Raw genomic sequence first — 17,840 nt, 5'->3', positions numbered from 1 at the left:
TTTAACATTAGTATATATACAGATCTATTTCATTCTGAACGTAGGAGTTATCTGGTAGGGTTCATTTTTCTCAATCATCCCATTAACCACCAAACCTAATACGTGTTGACCAGAACGCTCTAACATCTCTTGAGCAGTTGCAGCGCTGTTGTAATTAATTACCCCAGGTCTAGCAACTAACAAAATTCCATCAGTCATTTGGCCTAAAGTAAGAGCATCGGCGGCAAGCAGAAAGGGTGGAGAATCGATAATTACAAAATCATATTGGGACGATAAATCCGCGATAACTGATGCCATGCGTTTAGAATCAAGCAAAGCTAGGGGATTGGGGGGTTTAACTCCAGAGGGTAAGACATCAAGATTATCCATGACCGGATGGGCGATCTTGTGAAATTCAACTTCGCCTACAAGGAAATCACTTAATCCTGCTGTATTGGTTAATTGCCAGAGAGTATGCTGAAAAGGAACTCGCATATCTGCATCAATTAATAAAACTCGACGCCCTAGTTGAGCGATCGCAGCTGCTAAATTAGCTGAGACTGTAGACTTACCTTCTTTAGGAACTGCGCTAGTGACCACAATAGTTTTTAGCACCTTATCTGAACTTATAAATTTCAGATTAGCTTGAATCATCCTGTACATTTCACTAGTTAAGCAGTGGGGCACATTTTTAACTGTAATTTCTGGATACTTTAATTCTGCATTGCGACGACGGGAGAGAGGCTTTTTCTCTAACAAGGGAAGAATACCCAGCAAGGTATATCTAAAACTCTCTCTAACTTCCTGAAGCGTTTTTAGCGATTTATCACTGAGTTCTATCAATAAAACAATAGTCGTAGCAAAAAATATACCAAATAGCATACCTAGCACCAAAAATAGCATTTTTGTCCCTGATACTGGTTTTTGGGGAACTAAAGCTTTAGCAATGATTTTGCCATTAGCTGTATTTTTATTTTCCGCTAACTCTAATTCTTGAATCTTTTTCAACATTGTTTTATAGGTAGATTCGGCAACTTCCAAGTTCCGTTCTAAATCATGTTGCCTTTGCACTAACTGGGGTATTAATTTCGCTCTTTTGTCATAGTTAGACCGGGTACTATACAAAGATGCAAGTCTTTGAGCCAAGCCAATACGCTGGATTTCTAATTGCAAAAAAGTTTGGATCAGAGATTGCCTGAGCGCTCCAATCTGTAACAATCCCTGCGGAACTTTTGTTTGACTGCCAATAGTTTTTTCAATTTCCTTTTGGAGAATATTGTTTAAACTAGCTTTTTTGTCTAATAAGTTAACAATTATGGGGGTTTCATCCAAGAAACGGCTACGCTCAGTCCCTAACTGTATGTCTATAGCTTGCAGATTCTTCAAGATTTCCTGCACAGCAGGAGATTGACTCAAGCTACTCACAATGATCGCTTCCTGAGAAGTAAGACCAATTTTTTGGCGTAGTGCATTAGCTTGAGCATTAATATCTTCTATTTGAGCCTTAACAATATTAATCTCGTTGTTTAAATTACCCATAAACGCAACAGAAGACTTTGTTTCTTCCGCTATATCTACAATATTATTTTTCTGTTTAAATCTGCGTAGTTCTAATCCGGAAAAGTTAACAGCAGCTTCATTTTGAGGAAGACGCTTGGTCAAAATTTTGCGAGTCGCTTCTGCCTCCGAGCTATTTATGAGAATATCATTTTTTAAATAAAGACTCATAATTGTATTGACTACTTCCGCTGCTTCTTCTGGGTTACGGCTTGCATAGCTAATTCGCAATACATCTGTGCCGCCAATAATTTTTAAAGTCAGACCACTCGCTAGGGATTCAACTTCGAGCACTTCGTTTTTTTTGTTTTTAAGTTCTAATTTATCTATTACCTGTTGCAAAAAAGCAGGAGAAAGTATAAGTTCTATCTGATTATTGATAGGATTGCCGGATAGTACTGTTTTTAACTCTCCTCCATTTTCTCCTTGTACTAATTGAAAAGAAGGAGTTATAAATAATAGTTTTCCGCTCGCTTCATAGGATGGCTTAAGAAAAGTTGTAGCTACAGCACTGAGGGTAACTGTAGTAGCAAGTACAAGGGCAGCAGTCACCCACTGCCGTTTAAACATCAATAAATAACGACTGATATCTATATCAATTGATTCTCTAGATTCCATAGCGTTGACAGCATTTATTTTTGAAAATTTTTATATCGGCGGCTTTAATTGTCATATCTTCTTCGTAAGTCCCATTTTCAACATAGACAACATTTCCAGCAGCTACTTTTTTATTTCCTTACTGTTATTAATTGAATGAGGAAAAATATCACAAACCGAGGGTTATGCTTAAAATATCGCTTCCACAAACGCTTTGGTTCCATTATCAGCCTAAATAGCCATTCTAAACCTATTGTCTGCATCCAGCTAGGAGCTTGCTTGACACGCCCTGAATGAAAATCAAAAGCAGCCCCTACTCCTAACATTACTGCTGGGATTTGGTCTTTATGTTCCGCAATCCAAACTTCTTGTCGGGGGCAACCAATACCTACAAATAGAATCTGCGCCCCTGATTCGACAATTTGACGAGTGTAAGCTGCATCTTCCTCGGCTGTTAACTGACGGAAAGGAGGCGGAATCTGGCAAACAATCTTAATGTTTGGAAATCGCTGTGCTAAAAAGTTCCTGAATGCATTTAGGCTTTCCTGTGTACCGCCATAGAGGGCAATAGAAATACCCATTGGTTCTGCTGCTTGGCAAACATCTAAAGTGAGAGTTGGCCCATAAACTCGTGAGGCATTTTTGACACCAAGGGCGCGTAAAGCCCATACTAAGGGCATACCGTCAGGTGTGACCAAATCAGCATTATTAACGATTTGAGCAAATTTTGGATTGTCATAGGTTTCCATTGTCATGTGGACATTGGCAGCACAAACACATTTGCTCTCTCTTTTTTGTGACCAAGCTACAATTCTTTGCGTTGCATCTTCATAGCTAGTAGCATCTACACGCATACCAAGAATGTGGCGATATTCTAGGGGTAACATTTCCTCAGTCTTCAATTTCATCTTGTACTAGCTCCAAATTGAAAATACTAACTATTCGGTTTAATTATGCTTGTTTTGCTATCCAAATTATTGCCTTGGCTGATAACTGATGTATACAAGAGCAATAAGGAGTTTATGTAATTTTTAATATCTAAGCATTCAACACTCTTGCGGGCAGCAGTTCCCAATGAAGTTCTTAAACATTCGTCTCTAATTAGGTTTTGCATTGCTTGTACCAATTGTTCCTGGTTTCCTGGTTGCACCAATAAACCATTTTTATTGTTATGAATAACCTCAGGTATACCACCGACTGGAGTGACAATAACAGGCAAACCCCAAGCCATTGCTTCCAACATTGACATAGGCAAGCCTTCATTATAAGAAGGCAAAATAAAGGCATCTGCTGCTGATAAAAGTTCATCCCGTTGTTCAGGACTCAACCAAGGACAAATAGTAATTTTTCTCTCAATATTTAATTCTTGAATTAGCTTTTGAGCAGCTTCTAAATCACCATTGCCCGCCAAAATTAATTCGGTGCAATTTCTATCTGATTCTGGCAGTGCTGCAAATGCTCTAATTAGATTAAATGCACCTTTGTCTTGTTTAGGAAAAGTCACAACTGACTTGGCTAAATCCAATGCACCACCGCGTTTACCAATGCGTCCCAAAAATATCATTTTTAACTGTTTCTTTCCCAGTCGATGGGGAATAGATGATGGTATTTGGACTGGATTGTACAAGACTGTAATTTGCTTTTCACTTAAACGGAATTGTTGTGAGTAATAATCTTTCCAGCTTTCAGACAGAGCTATAAATTTAGTAGATTTACTAAACAAAGTATCTAATAAATGCTGAATTAAATTAGGAAGTCCCGCATGAAACTCTTTATATGTTGCACCGTGAGCATGAAAAATTAACGGCTGACGGAAAGCTAAGACTATCAATGCAAGAATTGTTTTTCTGAGGGTACTTCCTCTTTCAGCAAAATGAATATGAACTAAGTCTGCTTCTCCTTTCAGGAGTGTCCATAAAAGTATCTGAACTGATTTGATAAATACGATCACATTGTACAGTGCAGACCCTTGGGCGAAGGTAGCGACATGATGAATTTGCAGTTCTGGAGGTGCGTTGTCAAGGATAAGTTTTTCAACTGATGTAATACCGCCTTTGACATCAAGAGCAGCACCAAGCATTAATACTCTGAGGGTTTGCTTGTGATTATCATTAGAAATTTGCATAGATTCTTTTAATTTAAAATTATTTATTTGGTTTTCTTGTTATGGACAAAGTTTTACTACAAGTTGGCTGTAAATTATCAAAAATAAGTTTTTCTGGTGCTTGTGGTATGCGGATTGATAAAAATATGGAAACCTGTATTACAAAGAAAAAGTTGTTTTGGATAATTAGTGTACTTTCTGTGAGATTTGCTAGCACAATATATATGAGAAATAGTGCTGGAAAAAAACTATCAGATGTTTTTACAAGCCTGATATAAGCTAGTGCCTTCTGTAAACTTGTGACAAATTCAATCAGATATATTGATAAGCCTACTAATCCTAATTCAAGACAAAGATCTAAATAGCCATTGTGGCTGTTTGGTGCTTTAAAGCTTGATGCGTACCAGATATAGTCAGATGGACCGTCTAAGCCAAGCCAGAATGCACCGAATCCATAACCCACCCAAGGACGTTGCCCAATTCTATCTAAGACAAATGGCCAGAAATTTGTCCGTCCAGTAAGTGTCAAATCTTTGCCGAATGCACCCGCTATCGCTTCTGCATTAGCAGTCACTAATGTATATAATATTGTACTTAATGTTGATATACCTAACAGTGTGGTAATCATGAAGTCAGACCGCCACCGTAAAATTCTAAATAAAAATAATGCAACTATCAGAATAATCAAATTAAGTAGGGGTGATGATGCTTTTGACAAGATGATTAGCAATACTGATAAACTGAATCCGCCCCAGTAAATCCAACGCTTATTTTCCATTTTCAGCGCCAGGAGTAAAAATACAATAGCACTAGGAGACATAATTTTGCCGAGAACATTTTTATGATTATAAATTCCCCGCCAAGCTCCCCAATGAACTCCACTCATCTTCCCATATGTTGGCAATCCGAAAGCAAACAAGAAACTCATTACTACGGCTATACCAAATGTCCAACCCAGCAACTCCAACTGCTCTTTTAAGCTATAGCGGCTAGCTAAGTATAGTGAAAACATCATTGTACCGACAAGAGCTATAATCCGACTTTTTGTCAGGCTTGGTTCATAAGACCAAAAAAAGGAGAATACAGCCATCCCAATTAATAGCCAGATAAAAAAATCCTTAGGAATTACTTGAATGACCTTTTTCCAGCGCAAAACAAGTAAGCAAAAGGTGATCGCATAAAGCAATAAAAATATCAACTGAATTAAAGCAAAATCAGCAGGTATTGCTGATCCATCCCCTTCACTTGCCCCTCCCGAAAGAATGACAACTAATGGAGCTCCTGAATAATGGATTAAAGATATGACGGTGAATGCTTTTTCGGACAGGAGTAACCGTTGTTTATTCATACATCAGCGTAGGAGATATCTTTGCTAGCGATCGCTTGGTTGTAAACTTCCACTGTTTGAGCAGCAATATGCGACCAATTCAAGTCTTGCTGACAGCGTTTTAGCGCCCCAGCTTGCATCTGACGCAGTAAGTTAGAATCACTCAACAGCCGAATGATAGCATCGGCCAAAGCACGAACATCACGAGGTGGTACTAGGAGTCCATCTTGTTCGTCTCTAATCATCTCTCCTAAACCGCCAATATTGGAAGCAATCACTGGTGTTCCTGTAGCATAAGAGATCGCAGCTACACCACTTTGAGAAGATTCAATATAAGGCAAAATTGTTGCCGCACTCCGTTGAAATAAAGCTGCTACCGCTTCATTGGGTATGAAAGAATTTAAGATTTCGTAATGTTTTTTGTCTTGATCATTTATTAATTTCTCGATATTGTCCCCTCTTCCCGCAATAATCAGCTTAACTTCAGGAATGCGTTCAATCACTAATGGCATTGCCTCTAGCAGATATTTCAAACCCTTATAAGGCCAAATGCGTCCGAAAAAAAGTATTGTATAAGGTTCACGGTTAATAGCCTGACTACCTGCCCAGTGTTGAAACAAAGTGCCTAGTTCCCCATGTGGCAGTACATTAATTCGTCTTTGAGGCACACGGAATTGTTGGACGAGAACGTTTTTCAGCAAGTCAGAGTGGACAATTAACTGCTGGGAACGGTAGAAAGCAATTCTGCGAGTGTATTCAGCACCTGGAATAAGATCGCGATCGCCGGGATGACGAAATACGTCGTGAATAGTAGTCACCAAAGGCGGCATCTTATTGAACAAAAGAGTTAGATCATACCAAGGATCGTTAGTTTCTTGAACGTGCAGCACATCTGGGCCTATTTCTCGAATTATTCGCATCATTGCGGACATTACTAAGATGTTGCGCGGATCACGAATACGCGGTTTTTTGAGTTGAATTACGCGAATACGCGGTTCGAGAAAATTTTTATATTGAGAATAGATTTCTTCTGAATGAATTAACGTCAAATGAACATATCTTGCTAAATGATTTGCTAATTGGACGGTATAGTCACTAAACCCAAAATGTAATAGAGCAACTTTGATCACGACTACCGTTAATTCCTCAACTTTTAGTGAATTTTCTTGGTTTAATCTTTAGAGTTACCGCCTAATAAAATTTTTTTAAATTAGTATTAGTATATTTTCAGCAATAACTCTAATTTTGGCTTAGCCAAAATAATCTTAATCATCACCCTTTTTTTGCAAAATATAGGTAATGCACTCTTCTCCTTGAGCCAGGACATACTTAGCATTAACATTTTTAAGTTTAGCAAATTGCGTTGCTGCATCAATATAATTAGCTAAATTATTTGCTAATTTTACGCTTTACTCGTTCAAGCAAAAATTCAAGAGAGCAATTTTCATCTTGATTCTTGAGATCCTCGCTTTGAAGTATACCATCTGGCAGCTAACAATAATCCCAGGAATAAAATTCCGCCAAAGAAATAGTGGGAAACTAAAAACTTGGAATACCAAAAATTGAGGACGGGGTTTTCGATTGAAGAAATGTTTACAGGTTGAGATGTCAAAAATATAGTTGCCGCAATGCTGGTAGACCATACATTACCCCTAGGAATGGATAATTGATTACCAATGTATAGCCCAAAAGGCAGTAGCAAAAATAAATAATAATGTGTCCAAGAAATTGGACTGATGATTAGCAATAGACAAATAACAATAGAAAACTCTAAGTTTTTTTGTTCTAATGTGGCTGGTGGTTTTGATACCCAACATATCCAAATGCTTATACCTAGCAGTAACGATATTAAAGCATATCGCATTAATTTATAATGCCAATCCACCTCCATCGGCACCCATTCCATTAGTTTATCGGTTGTGATTAAGCGAGATAAGAAACCATCAACTGACTGAACATTGTAGGCGGAGACTGGTTTACCAGAATAAGGCTGAATAATTTGGTGATACCAAGAATAATGTATATCTCTACCTAATAGAAGCACTGATGCTCCGATAATACCTAACATAGTTAGACCAAATCCGGCCGTTACTAGCCACTTTTTTCTTAAAGTGAAATAAATGCCTGTTAGTAAAATAGGTGGTTTCAGTATAGTAGCTATAGCTAACAGTATTCCTAGCAAAAAATCTCGACCTAATTGTATACAAAAAAATCCGGCTAACAGCAAACATAATACAAAGTGAGTAGCGTTGCCTTGGCGAAGACTGTAGTACAGAGGACCATTCATGACAAAGAGTCCGAACAATGCTATTCGTTGCCATCCAGAAACTTTCGTGAGTTTTACTAAAAAATAGACAGATGCAAAAACAGCTATAACACTGCATACAGCAAATGAAAGACGGGCAAGATGTCGGTTAAGGAAGGAAAAAGGAGTAAACAAAAATGCGACGATGGGGAGGTTTACAAACCCGCCAGCCGGACCAATATTATATAGAATAGACCGATTTTGGATAATGTTGCGACCCGCGGGGTAATAACCATGAATAAAGTCGCTGAATGGCTCAAGGGGTTGCGAAACTATTAATAAAAATAGCGCCATAACTAAACCCAGAAAAATATAGCCTAGCCACAGATACCAACGGTTCTTTATGAGTTTATGCCCAATGGTATGGAAAGCTAATGCAACTAATATTAAAGCCGAAAACAACAGGTATGTAACCATTATGATCTTTACAGATTATTAGTAAATTTTTTACAATTCTACTATTTTTAATGCCAGTATGAGCGATAAACTAAGATCTTTTAGCTAAAGCAATTGCCCAAATGCCACTCAATATCAACCCCACTCCTATCCATTGAGAAATTGCTACTTTTTCTCGCAAAATCACAGCCCCAGCTATCATCGTGACTACAATAGTTAATCCTATGACTACTGGATAAGCCACAGATAAATTCAATTTCCCTAACACCACTACATAGAAGATTGTGCTCAACCCATAACTACAAATTCCCCCAAATAAATAGATGTTTAAGGGATTTTGACCAGAACCTAGTTTCAAGAGAGTTTGAGCCAATGTATTTAGTCCCACAGTGAGCAAAATTAGTAAGGCAAAAAAAAGCTGGTTGGGCATAATGATAATTGGCTGACTTTGCCATTTTATTTTAAAAAAAAACCAAGCTAAGAGAAAGTTTCATAATCTACAGGAACATCAAAATCCCAAAGTTTTTCTTCATTTGGATAAGGAATTTGCACCCATTTTCCCGCAATTTTCTCCCACCATCTGGGAGGATGGGGTAACGTGGAAACTTGGATGCAATAACATCCACAAAGCCACGATCCCACAACATCAGTATGCAAACTATCACCAATAACCACCACTTGTTTCGCGGGCAACCGCATAGAATAAATTGCCTGACGAAATGCTCCGGGGAAAGGTTTTTTGGCTGGACTTATTGCCTGAATATCGAGACGATGAGACCAAAATTTGACTCGATAGTGACGTTTACCGTTGGAGAGGATAAAAAATTTAAATCCTGCTAATTTTGCCTTTGCAATCCAATCTTCTGCCCAAGGAGATAAATAGCGGTCATCCTCAGAGACAATCGTGTTATCTAAATCGAGAATTATTCCTTTAATGCCAGACTTTTTGAGCCAGTCTATCTTGATAGACGCCACTGTATAGGCTCTTTGTGGTAGTTTGTGGGGATTGTCTTGTGGTAGTTTTGGGAACATCAGATATTAAATTAGCTGTGCTAAAACTTGAAAATGTGGATACCATAATAACCAACGGAGTGTTGGCTTACTAACCACTACTAAGCCAGTAGAATGCAAAACTTTAACGATATCGCTACTTCGGCGTTGATGAACCCATTGCCTAGAAAGCAATAAATCATGAAGCTGATTAAAAAATGCTCCCAAGGTTCGAGATGCTTCAATGTCTTTAATAATTAGCTTGGCTCCTTTATCCATACTTTTGATAACTTCACGGATAAAATCATCCTGTCGGCATAACGGAATATGGTGCAGAACATCAATCATGGTTACAACATCATATCCAGACAGATTGGGAGGTGTTTCTTCTGGTTGTATTTGGATGACTCGAAATTTATGAGGATCGAGATCAAAAGCCGCAGAAGCTTTTACGGCTTCAGGATAAACATCATAACCATGAGCGATTTTTACTGAGCGGAACTTTAAAGCCAGATAGAGTAATGCTCCACTCCCGCAACCAATATCATAAAGACGTGCGCCTTCAGGAATCTGTGAAAGAACCAAGTCAAGGGGACAGATAAACGGGCGGCAAAGTGTTTTAAACGCGACAAGACCAGACATTTTCTTACAGGGTGATTTAAGCTCGCGGAAAAGGCTAAAAGAATTCACGAAAGTTCCTCTAAAATTGAACATCCCAAATTCCGCAAGGGCAGAATGTCGGTTACATCGTAAATAACATCTATAAAATTTTCAGATCCCTTGATTTTAACTGAACAATTCAGGGGTACTATAGAGCCAAATTTTTTCCACAAATTTATTGTTGGCTAGTGTCTTTACAAACAAGATTTACATAATAAACCCTTGAGATTTCAAGTAGAGAATCGCAATGCAGGTGAGAATCCAACCAATCACCGTTACTAGGATTGGCAAGTCTTTCAATAAAACTTCTTCTGGCCGCTCACTGCGTCCACCTTCTTCAATATGGTTGTTACTGTCATTGGCAATTTCTTGGGGGTCACTCAGCAGTTGATAGCGAAAGATGCCATACAAAACAAAGGGCAAGGTCAGTAGCATCCAAGAGGTAGATGCTCCATGTAGGTAGGGACCTGCACTCCAAAGAGTATAAGTAAGGACTGTACCAGTGGTGACAACATTTTCCATGCGACTCAGCAGGGATAGAGAGTATTTTCTGAGTACAGCACGGGGCTTACTGCCGTTAATTTGTACCAACCGCAATTCTGCTTTGCGCTTTTCAATCCCTAAAAACAGCGCCAGCATTGCCGTGCAGAGCAAAAACCAGGTTGATAAAACTATATTGGTGGAAGCCGCACCGGCAAAGGCTCGCAGGACAAATCCGGTGGCGATCGCCCCTATGTCCAAAATCACCATCCGTTTGAGTCGCAGATTGTAGGCTATTTGTAACAGGGCGTAAGCGGTGACAGTTGCACCTAACTGTGGCGATCGCAGCCAACCGAGTGTGAGCACACTAGTCAACAGTACCAATGCCATTCCCAATGCTACTGGGACGCTCACCAATCCGGCGGCGATTGGTCGCTGACACTTTACAGGATGCTGACGATCCGATTCGACATCTGCGATGTCATTTATTAGGTAGAAACCACTTGATGCACCACAAAATAAGATAAATGCCAGCAGGCTGCCTAGAAATGATTGCAGATTGATACTAAAAGCAAACAACGGTGCCGCAAATACAACTAGGTTTTTTGTCCATTGTCGGGGTCGCAGAGCCATTACATAAGCTAATTGCTTGCTTTTGGCTTTTTTAGACTGGGGGTTGTTCGGTTCTTCAATCGAACTTGGTTGGTATTTCATGGAATGCCTATTAACTGTCGTAAGCAGTATGTGGTAGAAAGAAAGATTAAGGTACAGTAGTATCTAATTCCTAATATTCAGATCCTGTTTTGTTTTATTTTGATAGCACATTGGATAAATTTTAAAATTTCCATATTTATGAGTTTTTGAATTACATTTGTTGACCTTGATAAAATTATTGATAATAGAAAAATCATTTATTATTAGACCCATCCAAGTTTGTATTCCTTCTTTGATAAAGAGTTTTACATGATATTTTTCCATATTTTCAATAACTTTAAATTGATAATCATTTAGCTCAGATGAATTTTGATTAGGCATCCCATAGCCATATTGAAATAAAATTGATGGATTAACAGACGGCTTTTTACTCAGCCCATACAATACTGAGCTATCACCAAAGAGAAAAAAGTTATTATTCTGTTCTTTAAGATATTTCAATAAACTCTCAAACTCTTGAGGTTCTGTTCCCAAGTAGAAGCTTGGAAGTTGCCACTCAAGATAATTTAAATCTGAAACTTGGCTAAAATTGTAGTTTTCAATTTTATGGTTAAAATCTAGGTTATTTACCAAACGAGGCATATCGACTTTATAGACAAATAATATTAAGTTAACAACAGACACGATTATTACAGTTGAAATTATTGGCTTCGTCTTAGTTTTACTATTTAAATAGTTATTTTCAAAAATATATATTACCAAATTGTGAGTTAATCCCAGTGATAAGAAAACAAATGGAACTCCGACTGCTGGCTCATTCAGTGTAAGCTTTATAAAGATAACCGAGATTGTATTTAAAGCAATAATGATGGCAACTTGTTGTAGTAAATTTAAAGATTTTTTATCTTTCAGAATAAAGGGGATAATTTTCTGCTTTCTTGACTTTAGCTCTACAAACTTGTAAAAACATAATAAACTGAGCAAAGTGGAGAATAATATACCAGGTGAATATGTTCCAGCAAACGCATATTTAAATGGTTTTGCAAACTCTAGTAGATAAATAATAGTTCCCAGAGGATCATGAAGGATATCCTTTAATCTCTCTTTGCCAATTTCTGAAGGAAGTGTATAGAAGTAATAAATAAATTGCTTAATTTCGATTTTGAAAAGATTTCCAATCAGCAATAGTAGAAATATCAATAAACCCAGCGATGAAAAGATTGCACAGATAATGCGACTGATCTCAATTTTGTTTTTATAGATTAATCCAGTAAAAATTATAGAAATGATCAGTGGTATAAAAAATACGGAAGGTGATTGTTTGCTAAAGTAAGCTAAAAACCAAAAAATAGGAACTAGCGCTGACGATACTATCTGCAACAGAGGTTTATTGGTTGAGATAGCTTTTATTGAACACAACACTGATGCAATTCCGAAAAAGAATGCGTGTTGTTCAAGGAATGGGGTTCCTACAGGTGGATAGAAAACGAATGCGGATAGAACCGAGTAAAATAACGCATAAGATAGAGGCAAATAGTAATGTCTTAAAATAAAATAACAAATCACACAGAAAAGTCCATTCAAGACGCTTGAATGAGCAGAATATGAATACCAGTTAACACCCAAAAAATAAAAAAAAATAGACTGAATATAGTAAGGAGTAATGCCAAATGGTGTAAAGAAATCTACAAAAGGTTTCTGACCAGAAAATACCCTCCAGCCACCATCAAATACAATAGACTGGTCGAGTGCCATAAAACCCATTTGAGAAAAGTAGAAATTAACTATGAATCCTACTATGAATAGGATAGTTAATATAAAGTAATTTTTATTTTTCTCTTGAATAAAACCTTTTAGCATGGCTTCTTGAAGAAAACTCACTCTTGAGAATATCACAAAATACAACTATTCCTTATAGATTAATTTATTTCTTAACCACATCACCTATTAGTACCTATTAGTATTCGTATATAGTTTTTTATTCCTTTTAGTTTGGAAAAAGATCTAAAATGGTCTACTTACTTTAGATTAATTATAAATTTTAAACGCCGATTTATTCCCTAATATATAGTATTTAATTCTCCGGTTAATTATTCCTGGAATTTGGTCAATAAGATGCACAAAGAAATTGGGATTATTTACCATTTCGTTCAAAGCAAGCGACCATGATTTTTGCTTTATTTGTTCAACAACACGGTAGTAAGCTAAATTTCTTTGGAAAACTGCAAGATTGTTAGATAAAGCATGAGCTAATTTAGGATTTTTGTTAACTATATCCTCTTCTTCCATAAACTCTACAACTTTTTGACAACATTGTTCAAGATTGTTCTTTTGATTAGAGTAGACCAATGAGCCTTCACGGCAACGATAATAATAATATGGCTGTGGTAAAAGTACAAATTTAGCCCCTAACACTAGACACTTCATATCTAACCAAAAATCCTGAACAACTGTTAGGTTTTTGTCATATTCTACGCTATTCTTGATTAGTAAATCTCGGTTGAATATTGGTTTAGATAAACCAAGATGCAAACCCCGCTTTCCATATACATCTGTTTCTACAAAATATATCGGATCAATTATTTTCAAATCATTAATATTTTCTCCACTTTCACGGATTAGTGTACTCCAGGCAGAACTTTGACTGTTGTTTACAATATATAAATCATCAGCAACTATGTCAGCATTTTCTGAATATGCTACCTGTAAAAGAGTTTCCAAGCGATTTGGCGCATACCAATCATCCGAGTCAAGCACCGCAACCCATTCACCTTGAGCTTCTTTAATAGCGCGATTACGCGAACCGCTCGCACCTAAGTTTTGTTCATTGACTAATACTTTGATTCGCTTATCATTAAAGCTCCTAGCCACTTCTAACGTTCTATCACGAGAAGCATCATCTACTATAATTAATTCAATATTATTCAGAGTTTGTGCCAAAAATGATTCTATTGCCTGAGCAATATAAGTTTCGGTATTATATGCTGGCATGATCACAGATACTTCAGGCTTCATATTATTAGTGGAACTGCTTAATTTAGATTAAAACCTACTATGAACATTTAAACATATGCAGCGATGACAACCATCTGATCATCAGCTTCATCTTTTACTGAAAATTTTTTGCCGTATCGAATTAAATCCTCCAAACTCACGAATAGCTAAAAAACTAATGAAAAGGCAGTAAATACAAGTCGCTAAAACTAGGCTTAATAAGAAGTCAAGCTTAACTTTTTGCAGGATCAAAAATACAATCAACATGAAAACGCTAATTAGTAGAGGACGACGCATAACGCGCCATAAACGCAACCTAAATAAGTGATTATATACTACATAAGTAAATGTGCTAAAGCTAGTAAAAGTCATTGCTAGACCCATAAAGGCTGCACCTAGTAATTTATATTGAGAAATCAATACTATACCCGTTAATCCTCCTACCACAGTAGTGATAACCACTTCTAAAAGGTTAAATTTCTCAAACCCATTAGCTATCAGAAGATAGCTAAATGTTCTAGAAAAGCTAGATGTAATAACGGCTATTGAAAATATATTGAGAATTAAACCTGTATTTTCTTGATAAAAGCTAGGATCTTTATAGATAAACAATAATAATTCTTGTCCTACGAATAAGAGTCCTACAAAAAAAGGCAACGCCATACAAAGTAAGAGTTCAATAATATTTTCTGTTACCTGACGTTGCTTTTGCTTGCCTAAATATACTGCTTTTGACATATTAGGAAATGCCGCCAAACTTACACTATTAGAAATAAGAGAAAATGGCTGAACTAATTGTCCCATAGCACCATAAATACCAATAAGCAACTCATCACCCAAAAGAGAGAGTATTAATATGTCTATCTTACTAGCAATAATTCCTATCCCTTCAATAGCAAAAAATGCCCGTGATGATTTTATAGTATTCCAAATAAAATCTTGTCGAATCTGCCATTTGGGTTTTACATTTTGGATCAGAAATAACCATTCAACTATAACAATTAAGGTTTCAGAAATTACAAATATACCAGCAATAGCATTAATACCATAGTGTAAATCCAATACCCAAAACATTGCCCCTAACCGTAAAATGTAAATTGGCACAGTAGAAATTGCAATCAGGTGCATTTTCTCTTGTGCCTGTAGAATTGCTTCCGTTATGTTGGAAATTCCGAAGGGAATAATAGTTAAGCCAACAATATAACAAACTAATGATGTCTCAGGACTATAGGGCAGTAGAAAAACAACAAGTACCAGTGCAGCATAGCCAATGATGCAGAACACAAACTGTAATAAAGTACCACTGACTAAATAGACTGATTTTGATTCTGGCTCGCGGGCTATTTCCCTTGTAAATAAAGTTTTAAAACCCTGAGAAACCAGATTAACAAAAATATAGAAATAACTAATCCCTAGTAAGTACTGTCCTAATGTTTGCGCTCCTAAAGTACGTGCTATAGCCGCAGATAACACAAAGCTTGTAACCGCTTGTGTTAACTTATTTACTAACATTGATATGGAGTTGACTACCAATCTATGCCTTTCTAACATCAGCAACAAGCCTTTTTTGACATGCATAATCGCCTAGGGGTAGGCAGTATGTCTTTTAGTATATGTTTAGCCTTACTATATCTTTAAGTTAAAAGAATATACAGAGTAATTACATCAAAATATTAGTATAAAATAATTAAAGCAGTACGCTAATGAGCAGAGCATTTTATCTTAGGTCAGGGGCTGTAGTATGGCATCAGCCTTAAGCTCCGCTTTAACCGAGCAGAAACCTTAGAATTCTTAATGTGCCCAATAGCACGTAATTAAAAAATAGACGCAAAGTGATTCTTAGTAAGATAGACGACCCTCCCGTCCAATGCACCCATGCCCACTGGCTAAATCACATTTTGATCGGGGTGGAAACCGTGTTACTGGATGAAATACTGCCAATATCAACCTAAATTCTAATTTTCCTAGGTATTATCTCTGTTTTTGTTTCAGGAAGATGATGTTACTTTGGAATAACTTCTGACTCTCCTCTGATTTCAATAGTACGTGTGGGGCAGGAAAATTTGTGTAACTCCGGTATTATGTAAAACAAATATGAGTGTAGTTACATAAAGACTCAATGAATCAACTAAGCAAAAAAAATCGCCTGAAAACAGCCCTGGCAATGGAAATTTTGAGTAATTGGGATGCAGTGGTTGTATTTTGCTATTATCCACAACTGGCATCTACCAATAATGAAGCTGTATCGCTGTTAGCGATGAAATGTCAAAAAATATTATTTTGAGTAATCCCCATGAAAGAACTTTTTTTTGGACTAATTTATAGTGTCAGTTTGAGCACATCTCTTGTACTCGCTAGGGTACTAAGTAGTCTGCATCAGGGAGAAAAAATTACAGCGTCTTTAGTAAAAGACATTCAACAACTATCGACAGACAAAGAAACTAAAAGGCGCAACAGAAAGCCTATCCAGGGTGCTATCAGTCCCAAGACATACTATGTGAGTGGTACTGGGAAAGATAGCAATAGTGGACTATCTACCTTATCTCCCTTCAGGACAATTCAAAAAGCCGCAAATCTTACCAACCCTGGGGAAACAGTACTCATCATGAACGGAGTATACACTAATGCTAACCCCTATGGACACTTAGTAGAGATCACACGCTCTGGAACTGCAAGTGCATGGATCACATTTAAAGCATATCCGGGTCATTTTCCGAAACTCCAGCACAATGGATGGAATGGAATTATGATTCAAAATGGCGCGTCGTATATTGAAGTAAACGGGCTGGAGATCGTCGGTAACAATGCCAATGTAACCCTTAATTATGCACTAAGTCAGAAGACTAACACATCAAACCCTCTGACAAACGGCAACTGCCTCAGTATAGATGGAAGAAATAATGGACATCCCCATCACTTGCGTATACTTAATAATAAAATACATGATTGCGGAGGATCTGGCATTTCAGTCATTCAAGCGGACTATGTGACGGTAGAAAATAACGAAGTATACAATAATGCTTGGTACTCCATATATGCTCAGAGTGGGATTTCTTTTTGGCAGAATTGGCGATTTGATACCTCCCAAGGGTATAAGATGTTCATCAGGAAGAACAAGGTCTACAACAATAGGCAGAATATACCCTGGATAGCAACTGGGACGCTCACAGACGGGAATGGGATTATTATCGATGATTCGAGAAATACTCAGAACGGTTCAAAATTGGGTGCGTATACAGGACGCACTTTAGTTGAAAACAACATCACTTTTAATAATGGTGGATCCGGCATTCATACCTACTCAAGTGATCATGTTGATATTGTCAACAACACGGCTTATTTGAACAACCAGACTCCGGAAATTAAAGATGGACAAATATTTGCGAATAAATCATCAGATATCGTTATTATCAATAACATTCTCTATGCTTACCCCGGAAAGAATGTTAATAGCAACTGGAATAATACCAAGGTCTCTTATGACTATAATCTCTATGCCAATAGCACTAGTATAGTCGTTAAGGGAATTCACGATATTATTGCAGATCCGCTGTTTGTAAGCCCTTCGGTTGCTGACTTTAAACTTCAGGCGCGAAGCTCGGCAATCAATAAGGGTTATACGCTGACGAGGTTGAAAACTGATTTCGCAGGCAATCCTCGTCCCTCTGGTACTGCTTACGATATCGGGGCGTATGAGTACCAGTACTAAGTACAGCTTTGCACAAGTTCATAGCTAATTAAAAGGAGAAAACTATTGCTGTTAGGATTGTCAGAAGTAACTTCCCCCAGTCGTTAAA

15 protein-coding genes are annotated in these 17,840 nt (G+C 37.3%); 2 read left to right on the top strand and 13 right to left on the bottom strand.

Annotation, left to right across the window (positions count from 1 at the left end):
* Positions 1-24: 24 nt before the first annotated feature.
* The 13 genes from CYLST_RS20570 to CYLST_RS20510 all read right to left on the bottom strand — a co-directional run bounded on the left by CYLST_RS20570 (position 25) and on the right by CYLST_RS20510 (position 15,621).
* Positions 25-2,154 (bottom strand): GumC family protein, encoded by a 2,130-nt coding sequence (locus tag CYLST_RS20570; protein ID WP_015209668.1) that lies wholly within the window; start codon positions 2,152-2,154, stop codon positions 25-27.
* 110 nt (positions 2,155-2,264) lie between these two features.
* Complete coding sequence (locus tag CYLST_RS20565) at positions 2,265-3,041, bottom strand: WecB/TagA/CpsF family glycosyltransferase (RefSeq protein ID WP_015209667.1); 777 nt, start codon at positions 3,039-3,041, stop codon at positions 2,265-2,267.
* A 26-nt stretch (positions 3,042-3,067) separates the two neighbouring features.
* Complete coding sequence (locus tag CYLST_RS20560) at positions 3,068-4,258, bottom strand: glycosyltransferase family 4 protein (protein WP_015209666.1); 1,191 nt, start codon at positions 4,256-4,258, stop codon at positions 3,068-3,070.
* A gap of 19 nt (positions 4,259-4,277) precedes the next feature.
* The gene (locus CYLST_RS20555; RefSeq protein WP_015209665.1) at positions 4,278-5,585 is read right to left on the bottom strand and encodes an O-antigen ligase family protein; all 1,308 of its coding nucleotides are present in this window, start codon (positions 5,583-5,585) and stop codon (positions 4,278-4,280) included.
* The gene (locus tag CYLST_RS20550) at positions 5,582-6,694 is read right to left on the bottom strand and encodes a glycosyltransferase family 4 protein (protein WP_015209664.1); all 1,113 of its coding nucleotides are present in this window, start codon (positions 6,692-6,694) and stop codon (positions 5,582-5,584) included. The genes CYLST_RS20555 and CYLST_RS20550 overlap by 4 nt, the downstream gene beginning before the upstream one ends.
* 314 nt (positions 6,695-7,008) lie before the next feature.
* Entirely contained in the window at positions 7,009-8,163 is a 1,155-nt protein-coding gene (locus tag CYLST_RS20545; RefSeq protein ID WP_157162615.1) for a glycosyltransferase family 87 protein, read from the bottom strand.
* Positions 8,164-8,356: 193 nt separating this feature from the next.
* Complete coding sequence (locus CYLST_RS20540) at positions 8,357-8,695, bottom strand: DMT family transporter (protein WP_015209662.1); 339 nt, start codon at positions 8,693-8,695, stop codon at positions 8,357-8,359.
* A 47-nt stretch (positions 8,696-8,742) separates the two neighbouring features.
* Positions 8,743-9,297: a YqeG family HAD IIIA-type phosphatase gene (locus CYLST_RS20535; RefSeq protein ID WP_015209661.1), complete on the bottom strand. Its 555-nt coding sequence runs from the start codon at positions 9,295-9,297 to the stop codon at positions 8,743-8,745.
* Between the two features lie 6 nt (positions 9,298-9,303).
* On the bottom strand, positions 9,304-9,897 hold the full coding sequence (locus tag CYLST_RS20530) for a class I SAM-dependent methyltransferase (RefSeq protein WP_015209660.1): 594 nt from the start codon (positions 9,895-9,897) through the stop codon (positions 9,304-9,306).
* Positions 9,898-10,122: 225 nt separating this feature from the next.
* The gene (locus CYLST_RS20525; protein ID WP_015209659.1) at positions 10,123-11,109 is read right to left on the bottom strand and encodes a decaprenyl-phosphate phosphoribosyltransferase; all 987 of its coding nucleotides are present in this window, start codon (positions 11,107-11,109) and stop codon (positions 10,123-10,125) included.
* 63 nt (positions 11,110-11,172) lie between these two features.
* On the bottom strand, positions 11,173-12,804 hold the full coding sequence (locus CYLST_RS20520; RefSeq protein ID WP_157162614.1) for a hypothetical protein: 1,632 nt from the start codon (positions 12,802-12,804) through the stop codon (positions 11,173-11,175).
* Between the two features lie 273 nt (positions 12,805-13,077).
* Positions 13,078-14,064, bottom strand: a complete 987-nt coding sequence (locus CYLST_RS20515; protein WP_015209657.1) for a glycosyltransferase family 2 protein — start codon at positions 14,062-14,064, stop codon at positions 13,078-13,080.
* An 87-nt stretch (positions 14,065-14,151) separates the two neighbouring features.
* Positions 14,152-15,621 carry an oligosaccharide flippase family protein gene (locus tag CYLST_RS20510; protein ID WP_015209656.1) on the bottom strand — a complete coding sequence of 490 codons (1,470 nt, stop codon included), beginning with the start codon at positions 15,619-15,621 and terminating at the stop codon, positions 14,152-14,154.
* Between the two features lie 541 nt (positions 15,622-16,162).
* Between CYLST_RS20510 and CYLST_RS34685 the strand changes: the two genes are divergently transcribed.
* Entirely contained in the window at positions 16,163-16,327 is a 165-nt protein-coding gene (locus tag CYLST_RS34685) for a hypothetical protein (RefSeq protein ID WP_015209655.1), read from the top strand.
* A gap of 9 nt (positions 16,328-16,336) precedes the next feature.
* Complete coding sequence (locus CYLST_RS20505; protein ID WP_015209654.1) at positions 16,337-17,752, top strand: right-handed parallel beta-helix repeat-containing protein; 1,416 nt, start codon at positions 16,337-16,339, stop codon at positions 17,750-17,752.
* Positions 17,753-17,840 lie beyond the last annotated feature (88 nt).

The sequence above is a fragment of the Cylindrospermum stagnale PCC 7417 genome (genome assembly GCF_000317535.1).
GTDB classification, from domain to species: domain Bacteria; phylum Cyanobacteriota; class Cyanobacteriia; order Cyanobacteriales; family Nostocaceae; genus Cylindrospermum; species Cylindrospermum stagnale.
Note: the sequence above shows the minus strand (reverse complement) of the source record. Positions and strands in the feature narration are given on the sequence as shown.

Excerpts from the sequence above, each read along its gene's own strand:
- CYLST_RS20560 (WP_015209666.1), bottom strand. The coding sequence starts at position 4,258 with ATGCAAATTTCTAATGATAATCACAAGCAAACCCTCAGAGTATTAATG.
- CYLST_RS20570 (WP_015209668.1), bottom strand. The coding sequence starts at position 2,154 with ATGGAATCTAGAGAATCAATTGATATAGATATCAGTCGTTATTTATTG.
- CYLST_RS20545 (WP_157162615.1), bottom strand. The coding sequence starts at position 8,163 with ATGGCGCTATTTTTATTAATAGTTTCGCAACCCCTTGAGCCATTCAGC.
- CYLST_RS20520 (WP_157162614.1), bottom strand. The coding sequence starts at position 12,804 with ATGGCACTCGACCAGTCTATTGTATTTGATGGTGGCTGGAGGGTATTT.
- CYLST_RS20530 (WP_015209660.1), bottom strand. The coding sequence starts at position 9,897 with ATGTCTGGTCTTGTCGCGTTTAAAACACTTTGCCGCCCGTTTATCTGT.
- CYLST_RS20525 (WP_015209659.1), bottom strand. The coding sequence starts at position 11,109 with ATGAAATACCAACCAAGTTCGATTGAAGAACCGAACAACCCCCAGTCT.
- CYLST_RS20515 (WP_015209657.1), bottom strand. The coding sequence starts at position 14,064 with ATGAAGCCTGAAGTATCTGTGATCATGCCAGCATATAATACCGAAACT.
- CYLST_RS20555 (WP_015209665.1), bottom strand. The coding sequence starts at position 5,585 with ATGAATAAACAACGGTTACTCCTGTCCGAAAAAGCATTCACCGTCATA.
- CYLST_RS20540 (WP_015209662.1), bottom strand. The coding sequence starts at position 8,695 with ATGCCCAACCAGCTTTTTTTTGCCTTACTAATTTTGCTCACTGTGGGA.
- CYLST_RS34685 (WP_015209655.1), top strand. The coding sequence starts at position 16,163 with ATGAATCAACTAAGCAAAAAAAATCGCCTGAAAACAGCCCTGGCAATG.
- CYLST_RS20505 (WP_015209654.1), top strand. The coding sequence starts at position 16,337 with ATGAAAGAACTTTTTTTTGGACTAATTTATAGTGTCAGTTTGAGCACA.
- CYLST_RS20535 (WP_015209661.1), bottom strand. The coding sequence starts at position 9,297 with ATGTTCCCAAAACTACCACAAGACAATCCCCACAAACTACCACAAAGA.
- CYLST_RS20510 (WP_015209656.1), bottom strand. The coding sequence starts at position 15,621 with ATGCATGTCAAAAAAGGCTTGTTGCTGATGTTAGAAAGGCATAGATTG.
- CYLST_RS20565 (WP_015209667.1), bottom strand. The coding sequence starts at position 3,041 with ATGAAATTGAAGACTGAGGAAATGTTACCCCTAGAATATCGCCACATT.